Below are 14,628 nucleotides of genomic sequence, written 5' to 3'. Positions count from 1 at the left end.
TCCCGGTTTGCGTTCTTTTTTTTGTTTACATATAGGAATCAGGTGGGGATGCTAATGGGGGGGACGGGCTTGAATAATAATATTGAACGCGAAATCCATACAGATGAAGATGCCGGGAAGCCGGCGTCTTCTTCAGAGGAGAGCTGCAAGAAGGAATGCCTCTTCTGGAGCTTTCCGGGTGGCAAGGGGGCTATCCAGCCTTGGCGGCGCAGGTTATGGGAGCTGCAAAATAATTCTGACCGCGAATGAACGATTCGCCATACATATTCGTATTACAGGTGTAAATGAAAGCTGTGGATGGAGGAGCCAATGAGCGACGGAATGCTGGAGAGGATCAGTCAGGCACAGCAGGGAGATACTTCAGCGTTAGCCATGCTGCTGCGGGATCATTATACCTTCCTGTATAAATATCTGGTCAAAGCAACGATGAACCCTTCGCTTGCAGAGGAGCTTGCGCAGGATACCATGGTCAGATGCATGGAGAAGATCTCTTTCTATAACGGTGCTTCTTCTTTTTCCTCATGGCTGATCACCATTGCCACCCGGCTGTATATTGACCGGAAGCGCCGCTGGAAGCTTGAAGCGCAGTGGCGGAGGCAGGAGGAAGGTGTCCGTTCTATCCGCTGGCGTTTTGAGAGCCGGAATATGGAGTGGAGCGAGGTGCTTGATGCGCTCTCCCGCCTGCCTTCCGCCCAGCGGATGGCCGTGCTGCTGAAGCATTACTATGGCTATGGCTATGATGAGATTGGCACCATTCTGCAGATCCCATCCGGTACAGTCAAATCGCGGGTGGCCGCAGGTCTTAATCAACTGCGAAAGGAGCTGAGTGAGGATGAAGAATGATAAGGATGAAGAGCTGCTGCGCAAGCTGTCGGCGGAGCTTAGCCGGCTGGATGCGCAATACGAAGACATCGCCCCGCCTTCCTTGCAGGGAATGGAGCAGTTCATTGCTGCTGAAGCGCTTCGCAGGCAGCGCAAGCTCCGCAAGGAGCTGCAGATGTTCTTGCTTGTAGCTCTGCTCCTGCTTGGTCTGGTTCTGGCCGCCTTGGGTTTTGCTCCGGTAATGTACTGGGTTCTGCAGGCGGCATTTCCAATCGCAGCTCTCGGAGGTTTGGCAGTAATGCGGATCTGGCGCAGACGAGAGGATGCGGAAGAGTGAAGGAGCTGCAGGATGTACCCTTTGTAGTGTGGGTTTGCTTGGCTGCGGTGCTGCTGCTGCAGGGGACCTTGCTGTTTCGGAATGCGCAAAAGCGGGGCAGAGGCAGAATGGCCTGGTTCTGGGGATTATGGGGACTTACTGGTATTCCCACTCCGCTTTTTTGTTACCTGCTTTTTGTAGTTCTTCCGGATCGGCGGAGAGCAAAGCGAAGACCTTGATCAACCGGGGCATTGCTCCGGCAAAGTAATCTGAAGGTGGGTATAACTATAGACGAAATCAAATGGGGATTAATCTGGCCGCTAATGGCCCTGCAAGCTCTGCTTGCCATTCTCGGCCTGATTTCTTTGGCTAAGGCGGAGCGGGTTCGGGGGCCGAAATGGTTGTGGGTGATTATTTTGATTTTTGGCAATCTGCTGGGCAGCGTCGCATACTTCACCATAGGAAGGAAAGAAAGCTGATGCCGCTACTGGAGGTTGCAAATTTACGCAAGAGCTATGGCAAGCATATTTCGGTAGACGGGATCACCTTTAAGATTGAAGCAGGTACATGTGTGGCTCTGCTGGGGCCGAATGGAGCCGGCAAGACGACTACGCTGCGTATGCTGGCGGGATTACTGCCGCCTACTTCGGGCCGGATCTCCTTTGACGGCGGCGCTTCTCCCGGCGATTACCGCAAGGCGCTTGGTTACTTGCCTCAGTCCCCTGCCTTTTACGGCTGGATGAGCGGGCAGGAATATATTGTCTTCTCCGGGAAGCTGAGCGGCCTGAATGCTAAGGAGGCTGCTGCAATGGCGCCTCTTGTTCTGGAACGGGTTGGCCTTCGGGATGCTGCACGCCGCCGGATCGCCGGATATTCCGGCGGCATGAAGCAGCGGCTTGGTCTGGCACAGGCGCTGGTGCACCGGCCACGTCTGCTGCTGCTTGACGAGCCGGTCTCAGCGCTTGATCCGATCGGCCGCCGGGAGGTTATGGAGCTGCTGCGGGAGATCCGCGAGGAGACCACAGTAATTTTCTCCACGCATGTTCTGCATGATGCTGAGGAGATATGTGATGAGGTGATTCTTATGAATCACGGTTTAATTGCAGAGCAGGGAGCCATCTCCCGGCTCCGCTCACAGTACAGTCTTCCTGTCATCAAGCTGACAACAGAGCCGGAAGCTGCTGCGCTTCGGTGGCTGGAGGATCTTGCACACAGACCGTTTGTTGAGCAGTCCGTGATCACCGGTGGATCGGCTACTCTTAATGTCAGCGATGTAGAGCTGGCGCGCCGTACGATTCTGCAGGAAGCGGGGGGGCTTGGCATTCCGCTGCTGCAATTCGAAGCAGGCTCCTCGACGCTGGAGGATTTGTTTATGAAGGTGGTGGGGTCATGAGGAACCTCTGGACGCTCTACCAAAAAGAAATGATAGAGGCCCTGCGCAGCTATAAGCTGATCTGGGTTCCGGCGGTATTCATTATTCTTGGTATTCTGCAGCCGCTCACGACCTATTACATGCCGGAAATTCTCAAGGCTTCGGGCAACGTTCCTCCAGGGCTGCTTGAGGGTTATGAAATGCCGGGTGCAGCCGCTGTTATGGCACAAGCGCTTGGACAATATGGAACAATCGGCATGCTGGTTCTAGTATTGGGAGTGATGAATAGCCTGGCTGGTGAACGGAGCAGCGGTACGGCAGAACTGTTATTGGTCAAGCCGGTAGCTCCGGCGGCAATCGTCTCGGCCAAATGGGCCGCGCAGCTAACCGTGCTTATTATCGCTCTTGGACTGGGGGCGGCGGGAGCCGCCTACTATACTGAAGAGCTGATGGGTCCGCTCTCCTGGAGCGACGTATTGGCTGCAGCCGGGTTGTATGGCCTTTGGCTGCTGTGCGCCGTCTCACTGGCACTGCTGTTCAGCTCCTGCATGCGCGGAGCAGCCGCCGCTTTTCTTGGGCTGCTGGTTTCGGCGGCAATGTCACTTGCCCACAGCTTGTTCCCTGCACAGCTCTCCTGGATGCCGGCTGCTCTTCCCGGGCTGTCCACCAAGCTCCTCACGGAGGGCAGCAAGGCGGGTCCAGGTCCGGTTCTTTCTGCGGGAGTGCTGATTATTCTCTGCATTGCATCAGCTTCACTGCTGATCCGCAGGAATCAATTTCCGAATGGATGAAAAACTACGCAAATCGCTGCTTTTTATTTATTTTCAGAATATTTTCAACATAATTTCATAGATACACTCCTCCTGCTGCTGGACAGCTCTATTTTTTTTTAGTAGACTGTGGGAACAAGCAGAACCATGATAGATTTCAGTCAGGAGGTAGGACGATGCTGCGTTTAGGAGAGAAGATTGTCATTGTCGCGGACGCTTTTGAGCAAAGTCTTCCTATCGGAGACTACGGCTACCTGATTGCTTATGACCGCAATCCTGACAATGCTTTTGATTATGTCATCCGTGTCCCGCAGGCGAACAGAAATTTCTATGTTACGGCTGAGGACATCGAGGCGGAGGAGCAATTGCTGATAGTAGAAGCTGAGAGAGCAACGCATGAAGCGTTGATTGATTATGCTTTGTCTACGCACAATGAGAAGCTGTTCCACCATTTGATGAATGGTGAGGATATGGATACAGAAGAGACGGAAACAGTGTCTAAGGAAAGCTTGTCCCAAGCGGAATTCATCAAGCAGGTGAATCTTCGGGCTTGGATTTAGGAAGAGCCGGCGTATGCCGGCTCTTTTTCTAAAAATATAAGGAATTTATATTACCCGCAGAAACGGCTAACGCCTCTTACAGAGGACGGCGAAGCCGTTTCTGCTTTTTGTACAATAACAGTTCATGCATTCAGTAGCTTGCATCAGAGATGATCCTTTTCACTGTTTTGGCAAGGTCTAAGCTGCTATTGATCGCTCCAGTTTAACATGCCGCATAAGCGGCGGATTAGGAGGAAACGCACAAGCGCATTGAATTGTACAGGCTTCTACAATATAATTAAAAACGTTATCCGGGCGCTTTAGCCCTTTAAACAGGAGGGATATTCTAATGAGCATTACGGTCAAAGATGTGCAGCATGTGGCCAAGCTGGCCCGTCTGCAATTAAGCCCGGAAGAAGAGGCAACCTTTACAGAACAGATGAATGCTATTTTACAATATGCTGAGAAACTCAATGAGCTTGACACAGAGAATGTGAAGCCGACAACCCATGTGCTGCAGGTCAGCAATGTGATGCGAGATGATGTGGTGAAGGAGAGTCTGTCTCAAGAGGAAGTGCTGCTTAATGCGCCGGAAGCTGAAGACGGACATTTCAAGGTTCCCGCAGTTTTGGAATAACCATAGCGAAAGGAGGAAGAATGTTGAGCCTGTTTCAATATCGATTGCCTGAATTACATAATATGCTGCACAGCAAAGAGACTTCAGTCAGTGAGCTGACCGAACAATCACTGGCAACCATCGCGGAGCATGATGGGAAGGTGCATGCATTTTTGACTTTAAATGAAGAGGGGGCCCGTGCTTCGGCACGCGCATTGGATGACAAGCTGGCTTCCGGCGCAGCCCGCGGCCTGCTGTTTGGCCTTCCGGCTGGAATTAAGGATAATATTGTTACCAAAGGGCTGCGCACAACCTGCGCCAGTCAATTCCTCTCCAATTTCCAGCCGATTTATGATGCCACTGTAGTTTCCAAGCTGCGTCAGGCAGATGCTGTTACCATCGGCAAGCTGAACATGGACGAGTTCGCCATGGGCGGCTCCAATGAGAATTCTTCCTTCGGCCCAGTGCGCAACCCTTGGGATTTGGAACGTGTGCCTGGCGGCTCCAGCGGCGGATCGGCGGCAGCAGTGGCTGCCGGAGAAGTATTGTTCGCTCTTGGCTCCGATACCGGTGGTTCCATCCGTCAGCCCGCTTCGTATTGCGGAGTAGTCGGCCTTAAGCCTACGTATGGCCTGGTGTCGCGTTATGGCTTGGTAGCATTTGCCTCATCGCTGGATCAGATTGGCCCGATTACAAGAAACGTGGAAGACTCAGCTTATGTGCTGCAGGCCATTTCCGGCTATGACGCTCAGGATTCCACTTCAGCCAAAGTGGAGGTTCCCGATTACCTTAGCGCCCTTACTGGCGATATCTCCGGCCTGCGTATTGCTGTGCCGAAGGAATATATCGGTGAAGGCGTAGAAGCTTCCGTCCGCGAAAAGGTATTGTCCGCACTGAAAGTGCTGGAAGGCCTTGGCGCAGTGTGGGAAGAGGTCTCTCTGCCGCATACTGAATATGCGGTAGCGGCCTATTATCTGCTCGCTTCTTCCGAAGCTTCCTCCAATCTTGCCCGCTTTGACGGTGTGCGTTACGGTGTGCGCGTGGATGATGGAGGAGGTCTACTTAATCTGTACCATAATTCCCGCAGCCAGGGCTTTGGACCCGAGGTTAAGCGCCGGATTATGCTCGGCACCTATGCTCTTAGCTCCGGCTATTATGACGCTTACTATTTGAAGGCGCAGAAGGTGCGCACATTGATTAAGCAGGACTTCGACGAAGTCTTTACAAAATATGATGTGGTCATTGGACCAACTGCGCCAACCACAGCCTTCAAGCTGGGCTCGCAGACGGAAGATCCGCTGACGATGTATCTGAATGATATCTTGACCATTCCGGTCAGCCTTGCCGGTATTCCAGCCGTCAGCATTCCATGCGGCTTTGCCGAAGGGCTGCCTGTTGGCCTGCAGATTATCGGCAAAGAATTTGACGAGCGTACAATTCTGCGCGTCGCGCATGCTTTTGAACAGAATACGGATTACCACAAGGAATCTCCGAAGCTGTAGGTTTTGCCCGGAAGTGCTCACTGGAGCATATACTCACAAAACTTTTAAGGGAATGAGAATAGATATGGCTAAATACGAAACGGTCATCGGGCTGGAAGTTCATGTGGAGCTTCATACCAAGTCCAAAATCTTTTGCGGCTGCTCCACGGAATTCGGTGCTCCGCCTAATACACATACCTGCCCTGTGTGTCTGGGCCATCCCGGCGTGCTGCCGGTACTGAACCGCCAGGCTGTGGAATATGCCATGAAAGCGGCTATGGCGCTGAACTGCACAATCGGTGATGTCAGCAAATTCGACCGCAAAAACTACTTTTATCCTGACTCCCCGAAGGCCTATCAGATTTCGCAATATGATCAGCCGATTGGCCTGAACGGTTGGATAGATATCGAAGTGAACGGAGAGACCAAACGGATCGGCATCACCCGGCTTCATCTGGAAGAAGACGCCGGCAAGCTGACCCATGTGGATGGCGGTTTTGCTTCACTGGTCGATTTCAACCGTGTGGGAACACCGCTGATCGAAATCGTCTCCGAGCCGGATTTGCGCTCGCCCGAGGAGGCCCGCGCCTATCTGGAGAAAATCCGGGCGATTATGCAGTACTGCGACGTATCCGATGTGAAGATGGAAGAGGGCTCCATGCGCTGCGACGCCAACATCAGCCTGCGGCCGGAAGGCCAGGAAGAGTTTGGAATCCGCGCCGAGCTGAAGAACATGAACTCCTTTCGCGGCGTTCTGCGCGGTCTGGAATATGAGCAATTCCGCCAAGGAGAGATTTTGGATGATGGGGGCGTCGTGGTTCAGGAGACCCGCCGCTGGGACGAAGCCCAAGGCAAAACCTTATCCATGCGTGGCAAGGAAGAAGCTCACGACTACCGCTATTTCCCGGACCCGGACCTGATTGTGCTGCATATTGATGATGCTTGGAAAGAAGCGATCCGCTCCACCATTCCCGAGCTGCCGGATGCGCGGAAGAGCCGGTACAGCGAAGAATACGGCCTCACCGCCTACGATGCCGGTGTGCTTACCTCTTCCAAACCGCTGGCCGATTTCTTTGAGGGCTCTTTGGCCTATACGCAGGATGCGAAGGCTGTAGCCAACTGGATGATGGGTGATTTGCTGGCCTATTTGAACGGTGGCGGACTGGAGCTGTCCCAAGTGAAGATTACACCACAGGGACTGGGCGAAATGATCGGCCTGATCTCAGGCGGAACAATCAGCAGCAAGATTGCCAAGACTGTCTTCAAGGAAATGCTGGAGAGCGGCAAGCTTCCGGCGGCAATTGTTGAGGAGAAAGGTCTTGTACAGATCAGCGACGAAGGTGCAATTAAGCAGATTGTCGAAGCGGTCGTGGCCGCAAATCCGCAATCCGTAGAGGACTATAAGGCAGGCAAGCAGAAAGCAATTGGCTTCCTGGTGGGACAGGTAATGAAAGAAAGCAAGGGCAAAGCCAATCCGGGGCTCGTAAATACACTGCTGGCCGAAGTGCTGAACAGCTAGATTCGGTTTTTGGATAATATACTTTTAGGAACATAAGCGCTAGGGCTTGTCGGCAACGGCAGGCCTTTCGCGGCATATAAGGGGAATGTGCGGATGAACAAGATAATCAAGCTGGATCTGCAGGATGACGGCATCCTGAGTGAGCTATGGATTATGCAGCACAAGGCCTACCGGCTGGAAGCGGAGATGATAGGGTTCCATGAGATTCCGCCGCTGCTGGAGACCAGGGACATGCTGAGACGGTCTGAGGAGGACTTCTACGGCTGCTTTGATGACAGTGATGAATTAATGGGAGCCGTTGCGGCCTTGGAAGAGTCACCAGGCGAGCTTACCGTTACACGGATGATGGTGAGTCCTGATTTTTTTCGCCGGGGAGTGGCCGGACAGCTTTTGGAATTTATTTTTGACCATTATGCCGGAAGGAACCGGTTTATCGTATCCACCGGGAAGCTTAACACTCCGGCAGTTGCACTTTATACAAAACATGGTTTTGTGCCTGTCGGGGTAGAAGAGGTTGCTCCCGGTGTCGAGCTAATTGAATTCCACCGGAGCGGCAGACTTTGAAGAGTAGGAACCGCAGTTATGATGAAAGGAGGAGTCCCCTTATGAGCACCGAACAAGATGATTCCGCCAAGCTTCCAGCGGCGCCTTTTCCTCCGCGCCTCAAGCGGCGTCCCCGACGCAAACGCAAGTTCATTGCCGGACTCCTGGCGGCGCTGGTCCCTGGCGCGGGGCATTTGTATTTCGGACTGCTCCGTAAAGGGATCTCCTTCATTTTTATAATTTTGCTTGATATTGCCGCACTGCTCTATTTCTCGTCGATAGGCATGCAGATTAATGTGCCGCTGCTAATTTTGCTGGCTTTAATGATCCCGGTGCTATATTTCTACAATGTATTCGATGTGCTGCAGTCCGCTGACCGCCTTCTGCGTTTGCCTGTGGAACAAGATCCTGAATCGCAGCCGCTTCTGTCTTCGAAGAGAAAACGGCGCCGTTTGGTCAGTGAACCGGGAATTTCGTTTGGGCTTATGCTGCTGCTTGGCGGAGCGCTGCTCTTTCTTTTCCGGCAAAAGCCGGCCTGGCTGCAATATTTTATTGAGCATTATGCGAGTGTGGCAATAGCGGCGGTACTGGCCGCTTGTGGTGTATACCTTTGTATCCGGGAGATTGCGAAGAGACTGCTTTGGCGCGATAGCAATGAACGGCGGAGCCGGCGGGTGGGCAGATACACAGCCTCAATACTGCTTATAACGGTAGGTATTCTCTTGTTCCTGGATTGGAGAAACGGAACCGACAATATGCTGCTGCTGCTCAAATGGTGGCCGATTATAGCCGTGCTCTGGGGACTGGAGTACCTGCTTATTTACTTATTCTCGGGGCGGGTTGTCAAGGGAAGGTCACGAACGCGTGCACGGATGGATTTGCGCGGACTACTGTCTGCGATTGTGCTCGCGGCCAGTGTATTTATTGTTGCTGAACAAGAGCATTATTTGCATTTATGGAACCGGGTTAGCCTGAATTTGACCGCAGCGGCCGTAGATTACGGCGAAGCCAAGGGAAGTAAGTTTGTGAAGGACCCGCTGCTTGTACCTGTTGAACTGGGCACCTCAAAAATTACTGTCGACGGCATCAATGGCGATATTCTGATTCATCGTGCACCAGTGGAGAATATTGAGATTTCGTCCACCGTATGGGTGGATCAACTGGAGAGCGCAGTCGCCGAGGCGATCGCAGAACAGTCTTTTGTAGAAGTAACTGAAGGCTCAACTATCAAAATCATCCCGAAAACCAAAGCGTACGGAGATTCCGGCAGACGGCAGCCGCGTATGGATTTAGATATTTCCGTCCCCGAAGACCGCCGGTTTAATCTGGAGGTACGGACGATGAATGGCGGCATTACCTTGCAGAATGTAGAGGCGATTAAGGATATTTCACTAGAGACCGGAAATGGAAAGCTGATTCTGCACCGCATTTTCGGTGATGTTCAAGGCAAAACGCTGAATGGGGATGTTCGTGTCAGAAACGTTCAGGGAAACGTTGATCTAGCCACAAGCGGTGGAAATATGTTTGCCTGGGATGTTACCGGAGCACTGAAGCTATTGACGGCTGTTGGCAATATTACCGCTGTAGGGAGCGGAGATGAATTGGATCTTTCCAGTAAAAATGGCAATCTGGGTATTGATGGGGCCAGAGCGAAGCTGCATGCCGAATCCCTTAATGGTACAATTAATGTACGCTCGGCCGATTTCGGCGGAGACTGGGATATTTACAGTGCAGTGGGTGATATTGAGCTGTATTTGCCTTTGCTGGGGAACTTCACAGTAGATGGTTCAAGCGGCTATGGCAATATCGACTCTGATTTCCCCAGTCTGACCATTGATAAGAAAAACATCTCCGGTGAAATAGGCACGGGCGAATATAAGCTTCATGTCGAAGGAAACAGCAACCTAAATGTGAGGAAATATTGAATTAAGTAATTTTTATTATATAATAATGAATATAATGTATTGCTTCCGTTGACAACAATGAAAGCCCGGTCTTACAATTACATTAGAGTCATTATTATGTTTTCTAATTAAAAGGCGGTGACATTGATGGGTAGTGGTGTACAGCATGCATTGGAACAATTGAAGACTACCGGTGTCCGTATTACGCCCCAGCGTCATGCGATTCTTACTTATTTGATGGAAGCGATGAATCATCCTACAGCAGATGACATTTACCGTGCGCTTGAGCCGCAGTTTCCGAGCATGAGTGTGGCAACAGTGTACAACAACCTGAAAATGTTCATGGAAGCCGGAATGGTCCGCGAGCTGACCTATGGTGACAATTCCAGCCGATTTGACGCCAATGTGTCTGACCATTATCATGTTATCTGCCAAGAGTGCGGCAAGATTGAGGATTTCAGTTATCCTTCGCTCCATGAGGTAGAGCAGCGTGCCGAGCAGGATACGGGGTTCAAAATTCATGGCCTGCGTATGGAACTGTATGGGGTTTGCAAGTGCTGCAGCGAGAAGCAGCATTGATATATTATGACAAGGATCAGAAGGTATAATATAGCATGAATAACGTGCGGAATCCAGAAGCGGAGGCCTCACGTTTTTTTTGCATTTGCTCCATGAGCGGAATATCTCCTTCTTGAAATCTATCAGAAAAAGACAAACCTTCAAGTATTTTTGCGCAACCAAACAGCTTTGTATAGCGTATACTTAAGATTGATTATCCCCGCAGTCAAATTCAGCCATTTATTTGGAGGTACATTTTGAACAGAAGACAGAGACAAAGACGCACCCGGAAGCGCGGAAGTCTTTTTCGCCGTTTATTGGGACTGGTCATTATAGCTGCCGCAGCCTATTGGGTTGTATATGATGTATTGCCTAACCGTTTTCATACCGATCCTGACTGGAAAGGGCTGAAACAGCCTGTTTTCGTCAAAGGAGAGCTTACGGGATATTCCGCATCAGGCACAGGAGATAAGCTGCTTTTACCGCTTCCGCTGCTGCAGAAATATGTGGATGCATCCATCCGTTATGAGGAAGAGACGAAATCAGTCATTTTATCGACAGACAAAGAACTTTTATATATGCAAGAGGATTCAACTGCTGCCAGCTTGAATAATAAGCCGCTCCAGCTCCGTCTGGCACCTGAAGAAAAGAAGGGGATAACCTACCTCCCAGCGGACATCTTGGAGAATTTGTACGGTTTTGAGGTGGAAGAGGATACCGACACCGGGGCTGTGCTGCTGATGAGTGCCGGAGAAACCGTACCACTGGGCAAGGTGAAGGGCGACAAGGGGGATAGGACAAGGGCTTTGCGCAGCAGGGCTACAGTTCATGCTCCGATTCTTGCTGATATGTCTCCGGGAACAGGTGTAAAGATCTGGAACGCAGACAATGCTGACTGGCTGTATGTGCAGACGAGCAGTGGCATTACGGGTTATATCAAAGCAAGCGATATTATCGAGAACGGTCAGAAAACAGTGGAAAAGAAACCGATAGTACCCTCGCGCGCGGAACGTAGCTGGAAAGGAAAACCCGTCAATCTATTCTGGGAAGCCGTATACGAACGTAAGCCTAACCCGGCTAAATTTGGTGAGTTTCCGGGAGTCAATGTCGCCAGTCCCACCTGGTTCAAGATCGTTGATGTGAAGGGCAACGTGCGGAGTCAGGCGGACAGCGCCTATGTGCAGTGGGCTCATAATCAGGGCATGGAGGTTTGGGGAGTGCTGACCAACAGCTTTGAGGCCGATCTCACCACCCAGGCTTTATCGAGCTATGAGAAACGGATGAATGCTATCGTTCAGATGCTGGAGTATGCTGATTTATACGGTCTGGATGGAATTAATATCGACTTTGAGAACGTCTATACCAAGGATGGAGATAATGTTACGCAGTTCATGCGTGAGCTGAAGCCTATGGCCCAAGCCAAAAACCTCATTGTCTCTATTGATGTAACCCCAAAATCCAAAAGCGAAATGTGGTCGCTCTTTCTCGACCGGCGGGCGCTTGGAGAAGTGGTGGATTTTATGATTGTCATGGCTTACGATGAGCATTGGGCTTCCAGCCCCACCGCAGGCTCTGTTGCTTCGCTCCCTTGGGTGGAGAGTTCTATAAACCGCATCCTCGAAGAGGATGATGTTCCCGCGGAGAAGCTAGTTCTGGGCGTACCTCTCTACACTCGAATCTGGTCGGAGACCACAGCGGACGGCAAAACGAAAGTAAGCTCCAAGGCGGTCGGCATGAAGGCTGTGAAGGACATTATTTCTGAGAAAAAGCTCACGCCTACACTGGATAAGGATGCGGGACAGAATTATGTGGAGTACAAAGAGGACGGTGTCCTGCGCAAAATATGGATTGAAGACACGCTCTCCCTTAAAGCGAGAGTTGAACTGGCCAAGTCCTTAAAGCTGGGCGGCGTAGGGTCCTGGAACCGAAGTTTCGCAAGCCAGGAGGCTTGGGAGGTTTTACAAGAGATTAATCAGTAGCTTGGCATCAGCATAATCATAATAAAGAGGCCCCATTCCGGGAGCCTCCTTATTTTTATACTTTCATTCAGCAGCAATTCAGTGAAGGAGTAAATACTAAGAAGAGGATTCATGTTCTGCGGCATTTGCGGATGTTTAGTGCTTAAGCTGCTGGCTTTCAAGCTGCTCTGCGGTAATTGTTGCCTGCTCCGGGTCCATGGTGAGCATGGTATGGCAGAACATGCAGCGGTCGGTTTTGCCGAGTATTTTGGTCAGCTTATGGCACTCCGGGCATTCCACCTGCACAGCGCTCGTTGACATCATCCCCGCCCAAAAATAAATAGCCAGACTGGCCATCATGGAGATGAGCCCAATGACAAGTCCTATTGCGGCAACCACTTTGCCTGCCGAACCCCAGAACACGATTCCTGCTGTTCCTAGAATCATAAGCCCCATTCCGAGCATGGTAAGCAATAGTCCCCATGTGCGAAAAACATTGATTTTTGCCGTTTTAAACTTCATGAGTATTTGCTCCTAACTGAAATATAGTTCGGTTGTTCAGGAGGAACTGATATGAATATGTAGAATATTAATTAATTAAGAGAATTATAACTGACGGATGCAAAATCGCCAAATTTGATGGAGGGAAGCATGGAACTGTCTAATTTGACTTTATTTAGTGGAGAAACGTTTGATGATAACATTTTGGGAGCAATCGCTTTGCGGCAGGAGGGCAATGCCCCGTTTCAGAGTGCGCTTCTCCATGATTTTGATATGGTGGTACTGATGGTGCATGAGGAGCAAGAAGAGGAACGTATTATTACCCATACTATTGCAGGTGAGAGACGTACACAGACGTTGCATGTAGGCCTGGATGCGTTAGAAAGGGCTGTAATGGCCGGGGATAACAATGAGCTTCTCACTAGTCTGATGGCGGGGGAAGTTATTTGGGACGCCAAGGGAGTCCTCGGAGAAATGCGCCGGGAGATCCTGCAGTTTCAAGACCCGCTTAGGGAGCGGGTACTGTTTACTGAGTTTTCCAGGTTCCTGCATATGTACGTAAAATCAAAACGATACCTCGAAGCCGGCTGTACCATGGATGCCTATAATTGTGTGTTGATCGCTTTGTATCATTGGGCGCGGATAGAAGTCGGTGAAGCTGGATATTTTCCTGACCCGGCAGTATGGGAGCAAGTTAAAGGTCTCAATTCGTCCGTCCATAAGCTGTATGAAGAACTGACCGTAAGTACAGAGACCCTGGATCAGAGAGTGGAACTGATTTTGCTGGCATGTGAATTTGCACTGATGTCCAAAATGTCTGATTGTTGCGCTATGCTGCTCAACATTCTGAACAGCCGCAAAGAGCCCTGGAGTATAAAAGAACTGCTTCAGCATACCGGCTGTAGTCAACTGGGTGCAGAGCTGCCTCTGGTGTTACGCAAGCTGGAATCACGTTCACTGATAAGGACAATCGCCTTCTGGGCAGAGGATGCCGGAGATGGACATACGGTCCGCTACACTATATAAATATAAAGAGAATAAATACTGGGATAAGGAGAGGCTGTATGCTCTCTTTTTTTGTTTGTCTTTGGTCCTGAATGAACCGCGAAGATCAGGGAATATTTATTGTTGACTCTTCTATTGTTGTTGTGTTACATTATAACTCGTCCCTCTGACGCATCAATATGCTGCAAAGCAAGCGGCAGACAGTCGAAAAAAAGAAATTAAAAAAACGGTTGACTAAAACGAGGGCGCTGTGATATATTATAAAGGTCGCTGCTGACAAGCAACGATGGAGAAAAACGAGAACTTGATCTTTGAAAACTGAACAACGAGTGAGTATCGGAAATCACGCAAGTGACTTCCAAAATGAGAATTTTAATTCTCGTCAGATGTTTCAAAATGAGCGAATCGCTCTTTCTAAATACCAATTTGGAGAGTTTGATCCTGGCTCAGGACGAACGCTGGCGGCGTGCCTAATACATGCAAGTCGAGCGGAGCTTATCCTTCGGGATAAGCTTAGCGGCGGACGGGTGAGTAACACGTAGGCAACCTACCCTGTAGACTGGGATAACTACCGGAAACGGTAGCTAATACCGGATAATTCCTTCCTTCTCCTGAAGGAAGGATGAAAGGCGGAGCAATCTGCTACTAGAGGATGGGCCTGCGGCGCATTAGCTAGTTGGTGGGGTAACGGCCCACCAAGGCGACGATGCGTAGCCGACCTGAG

17 protein-coding genes and 1 rRNA gene are annotated in these 14,628 nt (G+C 50.6%); 17 read left to right on the top strand and 1 reads right to left on the bottom strand.

The window, feature by feature from the left end:
* Window positions 1-69: 69 nt before the first annotated feature.
* From ACX1DY_RS21595 to ACX1DY_RS21525, 15 genes are all read left to right on the top strand, one after another.
* The gene (locus ACX1DY_RS21595) at window positions 70-249 is read left to right on the top strand and encodes a hypothetical protein (RefSeq protein ID WP_458966268.1); all 180 of its coding nucleotides are present in this window, start codon (window positions 70-72) and stop codon (window positions 247-249) included.
* Window positions 250-309: 60 nt separating this feature from the next.
* Window positions 310-843 (top strand): RNA polymerase sigma factor SigY, encoded by a 534-nt coding sequence (gene sigY, locus ACX1DY_RS21590; protein WP_458966267.1) that lies wholly within the window; start codon window positions 310-312, stop codon window positions 841-843.
* Entirely contained in the window at window positions 833-1,159 is a 327-nt protein-coding gene (locus tag ACX1DY_RS21585; RefSeq protein WP_458966266.1) for a DUF5345 family protein, read from the top strand. The genes sigY and ACX1DY_RS21585 overlap by 11 nt, the downstream gene beginning before the upstream one ends.
* Entirely contained in the window at window positions 1,156-1,377 is a 222-nt protein-coding gene (locus ACX1DY_RS21580) for a hypothetical protein (protein WP_458966265.1), read from the top strand. Before ACX1DY_RS21585 ends, ACX1DY_RS21580 begins: the two co-directional genes overlap by 4 nt.
* Before the next feature lie 36 nt (window positions 1,378-1,413).
* Window positions 1,414-1,617, top strand: coding sequence for a PLD nuclease N-terminal domain-containing protein (locus ACX1DY_RS21575; protein WP_458966264.1), 204 nt, complete (start codon window positions 1,414-1,416; stop codon window positions 1,615-1,617).
* Window positions 1,617-2,531 (top strand): ABC transporter ATP-binding protein, encoded by a 915-nt coding sequence (locus ACX1DY_RS21570; RefSeq protein WP_458966263.1) that lies wholly within the window; start codon window positions 1,617-1,619, stop codon window positions 2,529-2,531. Before ACX1DY_RS21575 ends, ACX1DY_RS21570 begins: the two co-directional genes overlap by 1 nt.
* Entirely contained in the window at window positions 2,528-3,301 is a 774-nt protein-coding gene (locus tag ACX1DY_RS21565) for an ABC transporter permease (RefSeq protein ID WP_458966262.1), read from the top strand. The genes ACX1DY_RS21570 and ACX1DY_RS21565 overlap by 4 nt, the downstream gene beginning before the upstream one ends.
* Before the next feature lie 155 nt (window positions 3,302-3,456).
* Window positions 3,457-3,840: an ATPase gene (locus ACX1DY_RS21560; RefSeq protein WP_458966261.1), complete on the top strand. Its 384-nt coding sequence runs from the start codon at window positions 3,457-3,459 to the stop codon at window positions 3,838-3,840.
* Between the two features lie 328 nt (window positions 3,841-4,168).
* Window positions 4,169-4,456, top strand: coding sequence for an Asp-tRNA(Asn)/Glu-tRNA(Gln) amidotransferase subunit GatC (gene gatC / locus ACX1DY_RS21555; protein ID WP_458966260.1), 288 nt, complete (start codon window positions 4,169-4,171; stop codon window positions 4,454-4,456).
* Window positions 4,457-4,479: 23 nt separating this feature from the next.
* Window positions 4,480-5,937, top strand: coding sequence for an Asp-tRNA(Asn)/Glu-tRNA(Gln) amidotransferase subunit GatA (gene gatA, locus ACX1DY_RS21550; RefSeq protein WP_458966376.1), 1,458 nt, complete (start codon window positions 4,480-4,482; stop codon window positions 5,935-5,937).
* A 64-nt stretch (window positions 5,938-6,001) separates the two neighbouring features.
* Window positions 6,002-7,435, top strand: a complete 1,434-nt coding sequence (gene gatB / locus ACX1DY_RS21545) for an Asp-tRNA(Asn)/Glu-tRNA(Gln) amidotransferase subunit GatB (protein WP_458966259.1) — start codon at window positions 6,002-6,004, stop codon at window positions 7,433-7,435.
* A 93-nt stretch (window positions 7,436-7,528) separates the two neighbouring features.
* Window positions 7,529-7,999 (top strand): GNAT family N-acetyltransferase, encoded by a 471-nt coding sequence (locus tag ACX1DY_RS21540; protein WP_458966258.1) that lies wholly within the window; start codon window positions 7,529-7,531, stop codon window positions 7,997-7,999.
* 41 nt (window positions 8,000-8,040) lie between these two features.
* Window positions 8,041-9,903, top strand: a complete 1,863-nt coding sequence (locus tag ACX1DY_RS21535; protein ID WP_458966257.1) for a DUF4097 family beta strand repeat-containing protein — start codon at window positions 8,041-8,043, stop codon at window positions 9,901-9,903.
* A 126-nt stretch (window positions 9,904-10,029) separates the two neighbouring features.
* The gene (gene perR / locus ACX1DY_RS21530) at window positions 10,030-10,461 is read left to right on the top strand and encodes a peroxide-responsive transcriptional repressor PerR (protein ID WP_458966256.1); all 432 of its coding nucleotides are present in this window, start codon (window positions 10,030-10,032) and stop codon (window positions 10,459-10,461) included.
* 236 nt (window positions 10,462-10,697) lie between these two features.
* The gene (locus ACX1DY_RS21525; protein WP_458966255.1) at window positions 10,698-12,419 is read left to right on the top strand and encodes a glycosyl hydrolase family 18 protein; all 1,722 of its coding nucleotides are present in this window, start codon (window positions 10,698-10,700) and stop codon (window positions 12,417-12,419) included.
* A gap of 135 nt (window positions 12,420-12,554) precedes the next feature.
* On the opposite strand, the gene ACX1DY_RS21520 is transcribed toward ACX1DY_RS21525, so the two are convergent.
* Entirely contained in the window at window positions 12,555-12,920 is a 366-nt protein-coding gene (locus tag ACX1DY_RS21520) for a DUF2614 family zinc ribbon-containing protein (RefSeq protein WP_458966254.1), read from the bottom strand.
* A 129-nt stretch (window positions 12,921-13,049) separates the two neighbouring features.
* On the opposite strand from ACX1DY_RS21520, the gene ACX1DY_RS21515 reads away from it, so the two are divergent.
* Both ACX1DY_RS21515 and ACX1DY_RS21510 read left to right on the top strand, forming a co-directional pair.
* A complete protein-coding gene (locus tag ACX1DY_RS21515) occupies window positions 13,050-13,925 on the top strand; it encodes a nucleotidyltransferase-like protein (protein WP_458966253.1) in 876 nt (291 codons plus the stop codon).
* 402 nt (window positions 13,926-14,327) lie between these two features.
* Window positions 14,328-14,628, top strand: a 16S ribosomal RNA gene (locus ACX1DY_RS21510); the annotation flags it as partial.

This window comes from Paenibacillus sp. BAC0078, from assembly GCF_054483875.1.
Note: the sequence above shows the minus strand (reverse complement) of the source record. Positions and strands in the feature narration are given on the sequence as shown.